The sequence below is a fragment of the Streptomyces erythrochromogenes genome (assembly GCF_036170895.1).
Classification (GTDB): domain Bacteria; phylum Actinomycetota; class Actinomycetes; order Streptomycetales; family Streptomycetaceae; genus Streptomyces; species Streptomyces erythrochromogenes.
Map to the genome: position 1 here is coordinate 811,900 of NZ_CP108036.1, position 14,211 is coordinate 826,110.

16 protein-coding genes are annotated in these 14,211 nt (G+C 74.0%); 12 read left to right on the forward strand and 4 right to left on the reverse strand.

Features of this window, described 5'->3' with window-relative positions:
• The first annotated feature begins 68 nt into the window (after positions 1-68).
• From OHA91_RS03935 to OHA91_RS03950, 4 genes are all read left to right on the forward strand, one after another.
• Complete coding sequence (locus OHA91_RS03935) at positions 69-467, forward strand: hypothetical protein (protein WP_328738590.1); 399 nt, start codon at positions 69-71, stop codon at positions 465-467.
• Positions 468-621: 154 nt separating this feature from the next.
• Complete coding sequence (locus tag OHA91_RS03940) at positions 622-2,055, forward strand: carotenoid oxygenase family protein (RefSeq protein WP_266495297.1); 1,434 nt, start codon at positions 622-624, stop codon at positions 2,053-2,055.
• Positions 2,056-2,234: 179 nt separating this feature from the next.
• Positions 2,235-3,107: an isocitrate lyase/PEP mutase family protein gene (locus OHA91_RS03945; RefSeq protein ID WP_266495295.1), complete on the forward strand. Its 873-nt coding sequence runs from the start codon at positions 2,235-2,237 to the stop codon at positions 3,105-3,107.
• A complete protein-coding gene (locus OHA91_RS03950) occupies positions 3,104-3,358 on the forward strand; it encodes a hypothetical protein (protein ID WP_266495293.1) in 255 nt (84 codons plus the stop codon). Before OHA91_RS03945 ends, OHA91_RS03950 begins: the two co-directional genes overlap by 4 nt.
• A 112-nt stretch (positions 3,359-3,470) precedes the next feature.
• Here OHA91_RS03950 and OHA91_RS03955 read toward each other — a convergent pair whose 3' ends face one another.
• On the reverse strand, positions 3,471-3,686 hold the full coding sequence (locus OHA91_RS03955) for a hypothetical protein (RefSeq protein WP_266495290.1): 216 nt from the start codon (positions 3,684-3,686) through the stop codon (positions 3,471-3,473).
• Positions 3,687-3,838: 152 nt separating this feature from the next.
• Between OHA91_RS03955 and dacB the strand changes: the two genes are divergently transcribed.
• Positions 3,839-5,470: a D-alanyl-D-alanine carboxypeptidase/D-alanyl-D-alanine endopeptidase gene (dacB, locus tag OHA91_RS03960; protein ID WP_266495287.1), complete on the forward strand. Its 1,632-nt coding sequence runs from the start codon at positions 3,839-3,841 to the stop codon at positions 5,468-5,470.
• Between the two features lie 314 nt (positions 5,471-5,784).
• Here the strand turns inward: dacB and OHA91_RS03965 are convergent, their stop codons facing one another.
• The 3 genes from OHA91_RS03965 to OHA91_RS03975 all read right to left on the reverse strand — a co-directional run bounded on the left by OHA91_RS03965 (position 5,785) and on the right by OHA91_RS03975 (position 8,091).
• Entirely contained in the window at positions 5,785-6,447 is a 663-nt protein-coding gene (locus OHA91_RS03965) for an Asp23/Gls24 family envelope stress response protein (protein WP_266495285.1), read from the reverse strand.
• Positions 6,438-7,025: an RNA polymerase sigma factor gene (locus OHA91_RS03970; RefSeq protein ID WP_328738591.1), complete on the reverse strand. Its 588-nt coding sequence runs from the start codon at positions 7,023-7,025 to the stop codon at positions 6,438-6,440. Before OHA91_RS03970 ends, OHA91_RS03965 begins: the two co-directional genes overlap by 10 nt.
• A 232-nt stretch (positions 7,026-7,257) precedes the next feature.
• Positions 7,258-8,091, reverse strand: coding sequence for a class I SAM-dependent methyltransferase (locus OHA91_RS03975; RefSeq protein WP_328738592.1), 834 nt, complete (start codon positions 8,089-8,091; stop codon positions 7,258-7,260).
• A gap of 137 nt (positions 8,092-8,228) precedes the next feature.
• Between OHA91_RS03975 and OHA91_RS03980 the strand changes: the two genes are divergently transcribed.
• The 7 genes from OHA91_RS03980 (at position 8,229) to OHA91_RS04010 (ending at position 14,101) form a co-directional block, all read left to right on the forward strand.
• The gene (locus OHA91_RS03980; protein ID WP_328738593.1) at positions 8,229-8,753 is read left to right on the forward strand and encodes a hypothetical protein; all 525 of its coding nucleotides are present in this window, start codon (positions 8,229-8,231) and stop codon (positions 8,751-8,753) included.
• A gap of 63 nt (positions 8,754-8,816) precedes the next feature.
• Positions 8,817-9,551, forward strand: a complete 735-nt coding sequence (locus tag OHA91_RS03985) for an ArsR/SmtB family transcription factor (RefSeq protein ID WP_328738594.1) — start codon at positions 8,817-8,819, stop codon at positions 9,549-9,551.
• Between the two features lie 119 nt (positions 9,552-9,670).
• Positions 9,671-10,639 (forward strand): DMT family transporter, encoded by a 969-nt coding sequence (locus OHA91_RS03990; RefSeq protein ID WP_266495274.1) that lies wholly within the window; start codon positions 9,671-9,673, stop codon positions 10,637-10,639.
• Complete coding sequence (locus OHA91_RS03995; protein ID WP_328738595.1) at positions 10,636-11,565, forward strand: 2-dehydropantoate 2-reductase; 930 nt, start codon at positions 10,636-10,638, stop codon at positions 11,563-11,565. The genes OHA91_RS03990 and OHA91_RS03995 overlap by 4 nt, the downstream gene beginning before the upstream one ends.
• 109 nt (positions 11,566-11,674) lie before the next feature.
• Positions 11,675-12,184 carry a hypothetical protein gene (locus tag OHA91_RS04000; protein ID WP_266495271.1) on the forward strand — a complete coding sequence of 170 codons (510 nt, stop codon included), beginning with the start codon at positions 11,675-11,677 and terminating at the stop codon, positions 12,182-12,184.
• Positions 12,185-12,246: 62 nt separating this feature from the next.
• Entirely contained in the window at positions 12,247-12,930 is a 684-nt protein-coding gene (locus tag OHA91_RS04005; RefSeq protein WP_328741065.1) for an ABC transporter substrate-binding protein, read from the forward strand.
• Between the two features lie 85 nt (positions 12,931-13,015).
• Positions 13,016-14,101, forward strand: a complete 1,086-nt coding sequence (locus tag OHA91_RS04010; protein WP_266495270.1) for a PI-PLC domain-containing protein — start codon at positions 13,016-13,018, stop codon at positions 14,099-14,101.
• The last annotated feature ends 110 nt before the right edge of the window (positions 14,102-14,211 follow it).

The following is a 14,211-nucleotide window of genomic DNA, read 5'->3' on the forward strand; positions in this document are numbered from 1 at the left end:
ACTAGACGGCGCCACCGACACGGAGGCCACCCACCAGCACCAGCCCCGACCGGAGAAGTGGACGATCGATGACCCTCCAGGAAGGCCAGCGGGTCACGTTGGCGGAAGACCTCAGGCTGGCCGGGACGGTCGTCACAGCCAAAAGCTCCCCGGCGGGCGAGGACGCCGTCGCCGGCTCGCTCTCCCTCGCGTCGGGCACCGGTGGCATCGTCGAGCGGGTGGACGCCCCCCGGGAGCGGGAGCAGAGCCACGAGGTGCGCGAGTACGTACGGCTCAAGGCGCTCATGGACGACTTCGGCCACCAGATGCCCCCGGCGAGCAGGCGGCAGCTGGAGGAGCAGGTGGCCTCCCTCGAAGCCGAGTGGGCCGCCCACCGGGAGCACGGGCCGCGGGTGACGGTCCGCGTCCGCCTCGACAACGGCTTCGTCCTCGACGACTCGCACGCGGACCTCTTCACCCCCGCCTGACCTGCCGGTACGGGCCCCGGCCGGTCAGGGCGCGCAGCCCGGTCTGGCAGCCGTACGGGTCCCGCGTTTGACTGGAGGGAGCCGCGACGGTGCGCCCGCGGAGGAGCTCCTTCCGGCCGCCGGGACCCCGCCGGGCACACGCCGGGAGGTCCTCGTGAACACGCACACGCCGCCCCGTTTCGACCCCACCCGCGTCCCCCATCTCCTGGGCTCGTTCGCCCCGGTCACGGAGGAGGTCGACGTGGCCGACCTGGAGGTGACGGGCGAGCTGCCGGCCTCGCTGGACGGCCTGTACCTGCGCAACGGCCCCAATCCGCGGTTCACCCCGATCGGCTCGTACCTGTACCCCATCGACGGCGACGGCATGCTGCACGGGGTCTGGCTCTCCGGTGGCCGCGCCCGGTACCGGAACCGCTTCGTGCGCACGCCCGCGCTGGAGGCCGAGGAGAGGGCCGGGCACGCCCTGTGGGGCGGCCTCGAATCGATGATCATGCCGGATGCCGACCAGGTCGGTCCGGAGCTCGCGGGTACCTTCCGGGACCTCCCCGACATCAACGTCGTCCGGCACGGCGGCCGGATGCTGGCCCTCGCCGAGTCGGCGTGCCCGTTCCGGATCGACGCGGGCCTGGCCACCCTGGGCCGCGAGGACTGGGACGGGGCGCTGCCCGCGGGCATCACCGCCCATCCCAAGGTCGATCCGGTCACGGGCGAGATGGTCGTCTTCTGCTACGCCCTGGAGCCGCCGTACCTCACCTGGTCGGTCATCGGCCGCGACGGCGCCGTCACGCGCGGGCCCACGCCCGTCGAGGGGGTGGACGAGCCGATGATGATCCACGACATGGCCCTGACCGGCCGCTACGCCGTCCTCGTCCTCGCCCCGGTCTTCTTCGACCTGGCGGCGGCCATGGCGGGCGGCTCGTTCCTGGCCTGGCAGCCCGAGCGCGGCACCCGCGTGGCGCTGATCCCCCGGGACGGCGGACCGCTGCGCTGGGCGACCGACGAGGCGTTCTGGATGTGGCACACGGTGAACGCCTACGACGACGGCCCCGGCGCGGACGCCCCGGTGGTCCTCGACTACGTGGAGTGGAGCAGGCTCACCGTCGGCCCGGCCTCCGGGACGGAGACCGAGCCCGTCAGCAGCGGTCTGACGCGGGCGCGCATCGACCCGGCCGCCGGCCGGATGGCCCGCACCCGGCTGGACGACTCCCGGGTGGAGTTCCCCCGCGTCGACGACCGGCTCATCGGACGGCGCCACCGGTACGCCGCGCTGGCCACCGGGACCGGACGTGCGGACCTGCTCCCGGGCGAGTACGACGCCGTGCGCTGGTACGACACCGAGACCGGAGACTCCCGTGTCTGGCAGGCGGGGAACCTCTCGGTCGGCGAGCCGGTCTTCGCCCCCGAGCCAGGGCGGGACTCCGACGGCCACGGCCACTGGCTGACCTTCGCCACCGACCGCACCGACGGGGCGAGCTGGTTCCTGGTCATCCCCGCCGAGGACCCCGCGGCGGGGCCGGTGGCCCGCGCCCGGATCCCCGTCCGGGTCCCGCTCGGCCTGCACGGCTGCTGGCTGCCCACCGAGGCCTGAACCCGGCCGCCTCCAGTGACGTTTCTGTGGTGAACCGGCTACGCCATAGGGGTGAGTAAAGGCTTCATCCGCGAAAGTTCTGCTGTTCGCCAAGGAAGGATCTGCTTTAGGTAAAGAGCCCTGGTGACGCGGCTCTTTGCCCTCCCCTGTGTCGATGCGCACCTCGGAGGAACCGAACGATGACTTACGGGAACAAGCTGCGGGAACAGATCGCGAAGCCGGGCACCACGCCGCTCATCGGGGTGTACGACATGTACTCGGCCTCGGTGGCAGCCGGGCACTACGACGGGATGTTCGTGTCCGGGTTCGGGTTCGCGGCCTCCTACTACGGGCTGCCCGACATCGGCTTCATCGCCTGGCCCGACATGGTGGCCTTCGTCCAGCGACTGCGCGGCGCCTTCCCCCGTCACCACCTGCTCGTCGACATCGACGACGGGTACGTCGACCCCGAAGTGGCCTGCCACGTCGTGGAGGGCCTGGAGCGGATGGGTGCCTCCGGCGTCATCCTGGAGGACCAGAAGCGCCCCCGGCGTTGCGGTCACGCCGACGGCAAGCAGGTGCTCCCGCTCACCGAGTACCTGGAGAAGCTGGAGATGGTGCTGGCGACCCGCAAGGACCTGGTCGTCGTCGCGCGCACCGACGCCACGGAGGAGGCCGACATCATCCACCGCGCCCAGGCCCTGGCGGCGACCGACGCGGACGTCGTCCTCGTCGACGGGGTCCGCAGCGTCGAGTGGATCGAGCGGATCCGCGAGGCCGTCGGCGGCAAGCCGCTGCTGTTCAACCAGATCGCCGGCGGAAAGTCGCCGCGGCTCTCGCTGACCGAGCTGACCGACCTCGGCGTCGACATGGCCATCTACAGCACCCCGTGCCTGTTCGCCGCGCACAAGGCGATGGACACCGCCCTCGCGGAACTGCGGCTGGCCGACGGGCGGCTGCCCGCGGCCGACGGGGGCGAGGAGGTCGGGGTCGGCGAGTCCACGAGGCTGCTGACCAAGAACATCTCGCGCCACCACCCCGTACCGGTGGCACGTGAGAGCGTGAAGGTGTGACCGGCGCGCGCATCCGGGCCGCCGCCGCGCTCACGGTGGCCCTCATCGGCGGCGGCGCGACACCGGCCGCCGCGAGCGGCAGCCTGATCACCGTCATCGACAACTCGCACTCCGACTCCGTGGTGGAGGTCGACCGCGCGGGCAACCTCCAGAGCGGCAGCGGGACGGCCGGCAGCGACCACGACGGCAGCGCCGTCGACGTCCTCGCCACCCTCGTCGAAGCGGTGCGCCCCGCCGACGAGAAGGGCTGAGACCCACCTGACCGCACGACGAGAACGGCCGGCCCGCTTCGGCGGGCCGGCCGTTCGGCCGTTGCGGCGGCCTTGTCGCCGGTGTCGGTGTCGGTGTCGGTGGACGTCAGCGTCAGTCCTCCCCCAGCAGGTCCAGGTCCTCGACCACGTCGGTGACGTCGTCGGTCAGGTCGTCGGTGAGCTCGTCGGCCGGGCCGTCGGCCGGTGCGGACACCGAGGTGGCGGCCGGCGCGGAGGCGGGCCCCGCGGCGTGGGCGGTGGTGGCGGCCGAGAGGGCGCAGCCCGCGAGGGCCAGGGCAAGGGCGGCGGTTCGTACGTTCAGGCGCATGTCCTGAGAACGATCTTGCCCGCCGGAGGTCACACCGTGTGACCGAGGCGGGCGCGGCCGCACGGCGCCCTTCGGGGACATGCATGCCGGAACCGCCCGTGCCACGCTGTTCACAGGCCTCGGGGAGACAGCCGCGACGAACGGAGCGCGCTGTGAACGGTCCGTACCCCTCAGCACCGCTGCGCCGCGGCCTCGCCGCCGCCTGCGCCGCGCTCCTGTTCGTGGCGCTGGCCACCGGTACGGCGACCGGGGCGGACCCGTCCCCGACCCCGACCCCCTCCCCTTCTCCGTCCCCCTCCGGCGGGCTCGACCCGCGCATCACGGAGATCATGCGGAAGCCGGAGTACCGCAATGCCCAGTGGGGTCTGCTGCAGACCGGGCCGGACGACGGCCGCGCGGTCCACAGCATGTACCCCGACCAGTTCTTCATCCCCGGGTCCACCGCCAAGCTGGTCAGCGTCTCCGGCCCGTGGCACACCCTCGGCTCCGAACACCGCTTCGTGACACCGCTCTACGCGGTCGGCGACCGCAGGGGCGCCACCCTGACCGGCGACCTCGACCTCGTCGCCCAGGGCGACCTCACCATGGGCGGCCGGACTCGCCCCGACGGCACGGTCGCGTACACGGACCTCGACCACACCTACGCCAACGACTTCACGGGGGCGACCCTGACCCCGGAGAACCCCCTGGCCGGCATCGACGAGCTCGCCCGCCAGGTACGCGCCTCGGGCATCACCCGCGTCGACGGGGACGTGATCGTCGACAGCAGGCTGTTCGCCCCGGACCCCGTCCTCGACCCGACCCCCACCCCCATGATCGTCAACGACAACCTGATCGACCTCCTGACCGCCCCCGGGGACCGGGCGGGCGCGGACGCCCGGCTGGAGTGGCGGCCGAAGGTCGCCCCGTACCAGGTCAGTTCCACGGTGAAGACCGTCGCGGCCGGCGGACCGACCGACATCACGGTGACGGCCACCGACGGCGGCACCCGCATCCGGCTGTCGGGCACGATCGCGGCGGACGCCGAGCCGCTGCTGCGCACCTCCCCCATCACCGACCCCGCCGCTTTCGGGCGTGCCGCGCTGATCCAGGCACTGGAACGGGCCGGCGTACGGGTCACCGCGGACCCGGCCGGCCCCAACCCGGTCGCCCGGCTGCCCCGCGACTACGAAGGCCGGCCGCGGGTGGCCGCGTACACCTCCCCGCCCTACGCCCAGTACGCCAAGCTGATCCTCAAGGTCAGCCACAACCTGGGCGCCAACCTGGGCATCTGCCTGATGGCCGTCACGACCGGCAGCCGCCAGTGCGAGGACGGCTTCCCGGTGCTCGCCGACTTCCTGGAGGAGGCGGGCGTCGACCGCGGGCAGCTCCAGCTCATGGACGGCCGGGGCGGGAACCCGGCCGACCGGGCCACGCCCGAGGCGCTGGTGCAGATGCTGGCGTACTGGCAGCGCACCCCCGACGCGCGGCTCTTCCGCGAGGCCCTGCCCATCCTCGGCGTCGACGGGCTGCTGGCCGAGAACTGCCGTGACTGCCCGGCGCGCGGGAAGGTGTTCGGCAAGACCGGTGCGGCGGTCGGCGGGGACGCGCTCAACGACCGTCTGGCCGTCGGGGCCATCACCATCGCCGGGTACCTGGACCGCGGCGGCGGCCGCTTCGACCCCTTCTACGCCGGGGTCAACGGCGCCTCCACCCCCGGCCCGGACACCCAGGACGTGGTGGCCATCGCCAATGACCTCGCCATGATCGCCGCCTACCTCCAGGAGGCGCCGCCGTCCCCCTGACCGGCCCTCCCCGGCCGCCGGAGGCACGGTCGGGGGTCGTCTCAACCGGATGCTCGGCGGCGCCGTGTACGTCGCCGAGTCCTACGAGGACGCCGCCGCGAGGGAACCGGGCGGGACCGGTCCGGCCCGATCCCCCGGCGGTCGCCCGGCACGGCTGGGTGAGCGAGGGTGAACCGGCCGAGCCGGTCCGCCATCAGGCGTTCGTCCCGGATGCCCGGGAAGCGTTCCAACGGTATCGGGCGCGGCCGTTCGGATGCCTTCGCCGCCGCCGGCGTCGGTCGCCACCGCGCAGACGGCGTCCGCCCGTGGCGTCGTCATGGTGCGGCCCCCTGTGGCCGGTGCGGCGGGTCGTGGAGGTCGGTGACGGTGACGTCGAGGGCGGAGACGGTCAGGCCGAGCCGTTCGTGCGCGGCCCGGACGGCGGTGCGGCGTACGGCTTCGGACGTGGCCCGCAGGTCGTGTCCGTACTCGACCGTCACCTCCAGGCGCACCGTGACCGGTCCGCGTGCCTGCTCGCCGCGGCCGCCGGGCGGGGCGATGCGGCAGCTGCCGGCGCGGACGCCGGGGACCTCCTCGGCAGCCGTGCGCAGGGTGCGGGCGGCGACGGACTCGTGGACCCGGGCGTCCTCGTCCGCCCCGCCGAGCGGCAGGGCCCGGCCGGGGCGCGGTTCCAGGCGCACCGCGTCCATGACCCTGCGGACGAGAGCCGACGGGTCCGCAGGTCCGCCGGCGGCGGCCGTCGTCGGGGCGACCGCGGCGGTGCGGAGCCGTTCCAGGTCGGCCACCGCTTCCCGGCAGTGGGGGCACCGGAGGGTGTGCGGGTCCGCCGGGGCCTGCCCGGTGCGCTCTGTGCCCCCGGTGCGCTCGGTCTGCTCCCATACGGCGGCCAGGTCGCGGCCGCAGGCGAGGAGTTCGGCGTGTTCCTCGCCGGGTCGTTCCTCGGGCGGCACGAAGCGTTCGGGGTGGTTCATCGCCATGCGGCCATCGCCTCCGTCAGCACGCACCGGGCCCGGAAGACGCGAGCGCGGACCGCTTCCGGGCTGATGCGGACCGTCTGGGCGATCGATTCGTAGGGCATGCCCTCGATCTCCCGCAGAACCCAGCAGACCCGCTGCTCCGCGGACAGGCAGCGCATCGCGAGGTCGAGATCGTGGGCGGCCGCATTCGATTCGGCGGCCCGGACGGGCGGCGACCGGTGCTCCGGAGGGGCCGGCTCCGGGACCGCGTCGGGGTCGGCGACCGGTCTGCGGGCGCGCAGCAGGTTCAGGCAGCGGTTCGTGACGATGCGGTGGAGCCATACGCCGAATCCCGCCTCGCCCCGGAACTCGGGCAGTCTGCGCCAGGCGCTGACGAAGGCGTCCCGTACGGCGTCCTCGGCTTGCGTCCGGGTTCCCATGAGGCGCTCGGCGAGCTGGAGCACGGCCGCTCCATGGCGGTGGACGAGCACCTCGAACGCCTCCTCGTCCCCTTCCGCCGCCCTCACGGCCAGCAGCCGGTCCCCGGCGCCGGACGCACCGTCCGCGTCCTCACCGCAGGGGTCCCCTTGAGCACTCACACGCGGGCTCCTTCCAGCCTCCGCTGCTTTGACACCTCAGTCGCGGATTTCGTTACGGCCGAAAGATCCGCACTGGCGTTCCCGTCGTGGCCGTCGCGGTCAACGGACACTGCGGGTCGGCCGTTCCCTGGACCTGCGCCGCAGCTCACCGCCAGTGCCCGGCAGGAGCCGGCGTTGCCGTGATCTGCTCGCGGGACACCTGCGTGCCGGGCACCTCGGTGAGGAAGGCCGGCTACGGGCGGGCGGCGGTGATCAGGTAGTAGTCCAGGATCTGCTGTTCCCAGGCGGCCATGAAGTTCCGCGGCCAGGTGCCCGGTGCCCAGAGGCGGGCGAGCCAGCGGTCCCAGCCGGGCCAGACCTGCGGGCCGATCGAGTCGGCGCGTACGTCGCCGAAGCCGGCTTCGGCGAGGGCCTGCGCGAGCCGGGAGACGGGCCGGGCGATGTCGAGTCCGCTGGCGAACGTCTCGAGCAGGCCTGCGAGCCGCTCCTCGGGGGCGGGCGCGCCGTCGACGCTGAAGAAGCCGGCGACCGCCACCCGCCCGCCGGGGCGCAGGACCCGGGCCGCCTCGCGGGCGAACGCCGTCAGGTCCGGGAAGTGCTGGACCGCCTCGACGCTGTACAGGCAGTCGAACTCCGCGTCGCCGAGCGGCAGGCTCTCGGCCGCTCCGAGGACGAAGCGCAGCCGCTGCGGCCGCGCGGCGAGGAGCGGGGAGTTCGCCTCGCGGGCCCGCCGGAGCTGCTGGGGGTGGATGTCCACGCCGGTGACCGCGGCGGGCCCGTACTCGTCGAGGGCGAGGGCGCATCCGAGGCCGAGGCCGCAGCCGATCTCCACGGCGCGGCCGCCGTCGGGGGCGACCGCGTCGAGCACGTGCCGGTAGAGGTCCTGCTCGCTGCGGATCCGGTCGTCCTGCGACAGCGGCCGTTCGAGGTCGACGGAGTGCCAGTAGCCGAAGTTGATGAACCCTCCGGCAAACACCGGCACGGCGCTGAGATCGGCCGGCCCGTACGTCTCCCACACCTCGGGCCGTACGACCGGAGCGGGCTGCTCCACAGGGTCTTCCGACACCACGTCACCGCCTCCTCGTGACGGGGGCGTTGCGCCCCGGAGCCACCAGTGTGGCCCGTGGAACCCCGTCACGACAGAGGGCACGCCCGAGCCCCGGTGCGCACGCCCCGCCGGGGCCCGCGGCTTAGGGTGGCGCCATGGATCATGCCGAGGCCGCAGCCGCCGGCGCACCCGCCGAGGAGGCGGCCGCTGCCGCCGCCCGGCTGAAGGAGCGGCTGTACGCGACCATCACCATGATCTCCGTGGTGATCGGTCTGGCTGTGTCGGGGCACGCCGACGCCGCCGGGACCGCGGCCACGGTGCTGACCGCCGCCGTCGGGCTGTGGCTGGCGGCCCTCGTCGCCGACCAGCAGGCCCACCGCGTGGTCCACGGCCGGCTCGCCACCGGAGCGGAGTTGCGGCACATGCTGTGGGTCAGCAGCCCCCTGCTGCTGTCCGCCGTCGGCCCTTTGATCCTGATCGCCGCCTCCGCCCTCGGGGTGATGGACCTGCAGACCGCCCTGTACGCCTCGGCGGGCGTGAGCGTCGCCAGCCTCTTCGGCTGGGGCTGGTACGGCGGCGTCCGCATGGGCAGCGGCGCGGCCGTCGCCCTGCTGGCCGGCGCACTCGACGCGGCGATCGGCCTGGCCGTCGCCGTGGTGAAGGCCGCGGCGGGCCATTGACCCGAGGCGGAAGCGGAGGCTGATCGTTCGCCCCATACCGAAATCATGGGGCATCCTGGACGCATGAACCAGTCGCATCCTGGGCCGCCCGCGGACGCCCCGGCCCCGGCGGCCCGCCTGGCGGCCTTCGCCTCCGCCCTGGCCGACGAGACGCGGGCCGCGATCTGCATGACGCTGCTGGAGGGGCGCGCCTGGACCGCCGGTGAGCTGGCCCGGATCACGGGGGTGGCCCCCTCCACCGTCTCCGGCCACCTGGCCCGGCTGCTCGATGCCGGGATCTGCGTGACCGAGCGGCAGGGCCGCCACAGCTACGTGCGCGTCGCCGATGCCGCGACGGCCCGCCTGCTCGACGAACTCGCCTCCTACGCCGTCCCGGACCGGGACGCCGCGCACGCCGTACCGGTGGTCGGCGCACCGGATCCGCTGGCCCGGGCCCGGACCTGCTACGACCACTTCGCCGGGCGGCTGGGCATGGCGGTGACCGACGCGATGGAGGAGCGCGGCCTGCTCCGCACGGAGGGCGTGTTCGAGCTGACGGAGGCAGGCCGCCTCTGGTGCGCGCAGGCGGGCATCGCCCTGGTCGGCGAGGGGCGCAGGCGGCAGGCGAGCTCCTGCCTGGACTGGACGGAGCGGCGCCGCCACCTGGGCGGCCTGGTGGGGGCGCGGCTGTGCGCGCTGTCGCTGGAGGAGGGATGGGTCGTGCGTCCGCCGGGCGGCGGGCGGGCGCTGGAGGTGACCGCGGCGGGGGAGCGGGCCTTCGGCGACCTGTTGGGGATCACCCGGCAGGCGTGGGCGTAGGCCCTGCCCCCACCCCCCCCTGCCCCCACCCCTCCTTCCCCTGTCCCCTGTCCCTGCACGTCACGATCCCGATTCATATTTCGGTCGACGCCGAAATGTTGCGGTCGTAGAGTGGCGCCATGACGTTCCGCTCGAGTCCGATCCCGCCCGGCGTCCTCACGGCCGGCGCCGTCACCTTCACGGTGTTCGCCTGGGCCTCCGCCTTCGTCTCCATCCGCAGCGCGGGCGCCGCGTACTCCCCTGGCGCCCTGGCCCTCGGCCGGCTGCTGGCCGCCTCGCTGGTGCTCGGCGTCCTGCTCCTGGTCCGCCGCCAGGGCCTGCCGCCCCGCGAGGCCTGGCGCGGGATCGTGGTCTCCGGCGTGGTGTGGTTCTGCGGCTACACGATCGCACTGAACTGGGGTGAGCGGCTGGTCGACGCCGGGACGGCCTCCCTGCTCGTGAACACCGGGCCCATCCTCATGGCGCTGCTCGCGGCCCGCCTCCTCGGCGAGGCGCTGCCGCCGCGCCTGCTGGCGGGCATGGCCGTCTCCTTCGTCGGAGCGGTGGTCGTGGGCCTGTCCATGTCCTCCGGGAACGGCGGCTCCACCTCGCTCCTCGGCGTCGTCCTCTGCCTGCTCGCGGCGGTGGCCTACGCGACCGGGGTCATCGCCCAGAAGCCCGCCCTCTCCTACGGCACGCCCCTGCAGATCACCGCGTACAGCTGCATGACGGGCGCCGTGGTCTGCCTGCCCTTCACGGGGCAGCTGCTCGACGAACTCCCCCGGGCACCCGCCTCCGCGACCCTGAACATGGTCTACCTGGGCGTGGTCCCCACCGCCCTCGCCTTCACCACGTGGACCTACGCCCTGGCGCGCATGCCCGCCGGCCGGCTGGGCGCGACGACGTACGCGGTCCCGGCCATCGTCGTCCTGCTGAGCTGGGCCCTGCTGGCCGAGGTACCGGCCTGGCTGACGCTCCTCGGCGGGCTGCTGTGCCTGGCCGGTGTGGCGGTCTCCCGGTACGCACCGCGCACCCCGCGCACTCCGCCCACCCCTCCGACTCCCGTCGACGGCACTCCACTCGCTCCCACGAAAGGCAACCGCACATGAGGATCCTCACGGTCGGCGCCGGCGCCGTCGGCGGCTTCTTCGGCGCCCGGCTCGCGGAAGCCGGCCAGGACGTCTCCTTCCTGGTCCGCCCCGCCCGCGCGAGGGCCCTGCTGGCCCGCGGCCTGCGGATCGAGGGCCAGGGGGAAAAGCTCCACCTCGCCCCGAAGCTCGTGACGGCCGACGCCCCGGGCGGTCCCTACGACCTGGTCCTGCTCTCCGTGAAGGCGACCGGCCTGCACCCGGCGCTGGCCGACATCGGACCGGCCGTCGGCCCGGAGACGGCCGTGGTGCCGCTGCTCAACGGGGTGTCCCACCTCGACGCGCTCGTCGCGCGCCTCGGCGCCGGGGCCGTCCTCGGCGGGGTCGCGAAGGTGGTCACCACCCTGGACGAAGAGGGCGACATCCTCCGCATGGCGCCGCCCGCTGTCATCCTGACCGGCGAGACCGATGCCCGCCCCTCGGCCCGCGTGGCCGCGATCCGTACGGTCCTGACCCAGGCGGGCATCGACTCGCCGGACACCGGGGACATCGTCGCCGCCATGTGGCACAAGTGGGTCTTCATCTCCACCCTGGTCGCCGTCACCTGCCTGATGCGCGGCACGGTCGGGGAGGTGAACGCCGTTCCGGGCGGGGCGGCCCTCGGGGCGTCCCTGCTCGCCGAGGCGGCAGCAGTGTCCGCGGCTGCCGGACATCCGGTGCCCGAGGCCGAGCTGGCCTTCACCACGGCGACGGTCACCGCCCCCGGCTCCCCCCTCACCCCGTCCCTCTACCGGGACCTGGTCGCCGGATCGCCGACGGAGGCCGACCACGTCCTGACCGACCTCACCGTCCGGGCCCGTGCGCTGGGGGTGGCCACTCCCCTGCTGGACCTCGCCGCCCTCCACCTGCGCGTCCACGAGCACCGCCTGGCCGCGGGACGCCCCTGAGGCCCACCGCGCGCAGCCTCCCGCCGCCGCCGCTCACCCGGATGCCCCGTCCAGTGGGCATCCGGGCCGCCGGGCCGTTGACTGGAAGGCCCGGAACACCCTTGGAGGCGTGGTGGCGACGGTCGCGTGGACGCGTGGTGCGGCAGGTGTGGTGCTGGCGGCGCTGGCGCTCGGCGCCGCGGGCTGTTCGGGCGGGGACGGCAACCCGTCCGGTGCCGTGTCCAGTGCCGCGTCCGCGGTGAGGTCGGCGGGCGAGGCCGTATCCTCGGCCGCCTCCGAGGCGGCGAAGGCCGCCGAGTCCGCGGCCGCCGTCGCCAAGGACAAGCTCGCCGAGGTCAAGAACGGGGTCAACGCCAAGGACCAGGTGTCCCTGGGCACCGTGGCCACCGACACGGACGGGTACACGACGGTCCCCGTGACCGTGCGGAACACCGACGACGCCACGAAGTCCTTCGCGGTGCAGGTCGAGTTCAAGGACGAGAGCGGCAACCTCGTCGACACCGTGGTCGTGACGGTCTCCGACGTCGCCGGCAAGGGCACCGGACAGGGCGCGGCCCGCAGTACGCACAAGCTGTCCGGCACCGTGACGGCGCAGACCGGCACGGCCCTGCGCTACTGAGGCCCCGACAGGTCACGCAGACCACCGGAGGGTCCTCGCTCTACGCCCTCGACACCGGGGCGCTGGCCGCGCTCGCGCCCGACGTGATCCTCACCCAGGACCTGTGCGACGTGTGCGCCGTGTCGTACTCGGCGGTGTCGGGCGCGGTGCGCGTCCTGGAGGGCGAGGCCCGTGTGCTCAGCCTGGAGCCGAGGACCCTGGACGACGTACTGGACTGCCTGGTGCGGGTGGGACGGCTGCTCGGCGTGGAGGAGACCGCACGCGAGGGCCGCGCCGGACTGGCGGCCCGGCTGGCGGCGGTCCGCGCCCGCACGACCGGCCTGCCGCGGCCCCGGGTGGTGGCCCTCGAATGGCTGGATCCGCTCTGGCCCGCGGGGCACTGGGTACCCGAGCAGATCGCGTGCGCGGGCGGGCAGCCGCTGCTCGCGTCGCCTGGCGAGCACACCGGCCCCATGGAGTGGGACGCCGTGGTCGCGGCCGACCCCGAGGTGCTGCTGGTCCTGCCGTGCGGATTCGGTCCGGAACGCACCCTGCGGGAGCGCGAGGTGCTGACCGGGCTCCCCGGCTGGAAGGACCTGGCGGCGGTACGGCGCGACGAGGTCTGGGTCCTGGACGGCCCGGCCCACTTCAACCGTCCGGGACCGCGCGTGGTGCGGGGCGCCGAGGTGCTGGCGCACGTCCTGCACGGCGAGCGGGCGGGGGCTCCGGTGACCCCCGGGGAGGCGCGGCGGCTGACCGGCGGCTGACCCGCGGGGTCCTGCGGCCGTCGTTTACCGGCCGTACGCGTCCAGAGGGGGGCGGAGCAGCGGGCCGCGCGCTAACCTCCCCGCCATGATTGACATGGACATGCACTGCACGGGCTTCCGGCGCCGCCCGGCCGGTGGGCTCCGCAGGGGCCACGCCCGGCGCACCCTGGTGGGTCTCCTCCTGCTGGCACTGCTGGGTACGGCGACCACGGCGACGGCCTCGACCGCCCCGACCGCCCCCACCGCGCCGGCGGCCGCGTCCGGCGCACCGACCGAGCCCGCGGCCGCTCGCTGGGGCGACCGGCGCCTCGACGAGGTCTCCTTCCTGACCACCCACAACGCCTTCACCAACTACGAGGACTCCCGCTGGAGTTCGGTCAACCAGTCCGAATCGGTACGCGGCCAGCTCGAAGGCGGCGTGCGCGGCCTCAGCCTGGACACCCACTGGTACGAGCGCAGCACCTGGCTGTGCGTCATCAGCTTCGGGAGCGACTGCTATCCCAGCGACGTGTACCTGTGCCACGGCGAATGCAAGACCTTCGCCGGTGCCACGTACGCCCTGCCGCGCCAGTCCTTCCACGGCACGATGCAGACCGTGGTGGACTTCCTCGCCGCCCACCCCCAGGAGGTCGTGACCGTCTTCCTGGAGGACTACGTGAGCGCCGACCAGCTGCGGCAGTCCCTCGGCCGGGTCCGGGGGCTGTCCGACATGGTGTTCCGGCCCGACGAGTGGGGCGTACGGCAGAACGGATGGCCGAAGGTCGCCGACCTCGTCACCTCCGGCAAGCGGCTGCTGATCTTCTCCGACCGGTCCGACCGCGAGGACCTGGGCGTCATGTACGACAGGTCGTGGACCGTGAGCAACTTCTGGAGCCTCGGGGACCTGGGCAACGACCTGACGTGCGTCAGCCGCTGGTCCGACCTGCCCCTGGACCGGCAGGAGCCGGGCTTCCGGCGCCTGTTCACGATGAGCCACCACCGCAACGTGCCCACCGTGCTGACGGCGGCCCTGGACAACGGCGCGAAGCTGCGGAACCGCATCGCCGAGCAGTGCCGGCCCGCGGCCGGGGGCCGCGACCCGAACTTCGTCTCGGTCGACTTCCACCGCCTGTCGGACGGCAGCGGCCACACCCCCGCCTCCATCGTCGGCGAGCTCAACGCCAGGCCGTAGACGGGGTCGTGCGCCCTACCGGGCACGGCCGGGTTCGGGCAGGATGACCCGGCGCACCGCAGGGCGCTCACGGCGGCGCCCGCCCGGCCGACCGTGATCCGGAGGTCCCC

What these genes read in the sequence shown, in the direction of transcription:
- OHA91_RS03965 (WP_266495285.1), bottom strand. Translation starts at nt 6,447, where the DNA reads ATGGCGATGAACCACCCCGAACGCTTCGTGCCGCCCGAGGAACGACCC.
- OHA91_RS03935 (WP_328738590.1), top strand. Translation starts at nt 69, where the DNA reads ATGACCCTCCAGGAAGGCCAGCGGGTCACGTTGGCGGAAGACCTCAGG.
- OHA91_RS04010 (WP_266495270.1), top strand. Translation starts at nt 13,016, where the DNA reads ATGATTGACATGGACATGCACTGCACGGGCTTCCGGCGCCGCCCGGCC.
- OHA91_RS03955 (WP_266495290.1), bottom strand. Translation starts at nt 3,686, where the DNA reads ATGCGCCTGAACGTACGAACCGCCGCCCTTGCCCTGGCCCTCGCGGGC.
- OHA91_RS03990 (WP_266495274.1), top strand. Translation starts at nt 9,671, where the DNA reads ATGACGTTCCGCTCGAGTCCGATCCCGCCCGGCGTCCTCACGGCCGGC.
- OHA91_RS03985 (WP_328738594.1), top strand. Translation starts at nt 8,817, where the DNA reads ATGAACCAGTCGCATCCTGGGCCGCCCGCGGACGCCCCGGCCCCGGCG.
- OHA91_RS03995 (WP_328738595.1), top strand. Translation starts at nt 10,636, where the DNA reads ATGAGGATCCTCACGGTCGGCGCCGGCGCCGTCGGCGGCTTCTTCGGC.
- OHA91_RS03945 (WP_266495295.1), top strand. Translation starts at nt 2,235, where the DNA reads ATGACTTACGGGAACAAGCTGCGGGAACAGATCGCGAAGCCGGGCACC.
- OHA91_RS03980 (WP_328738593.1), top strand. Translation starts at nt 8,229, where the DNA reads ATGGATCATGCCGAGGCCGCAGCCGCCGGCGCACCCGCCGAGGAGGCG.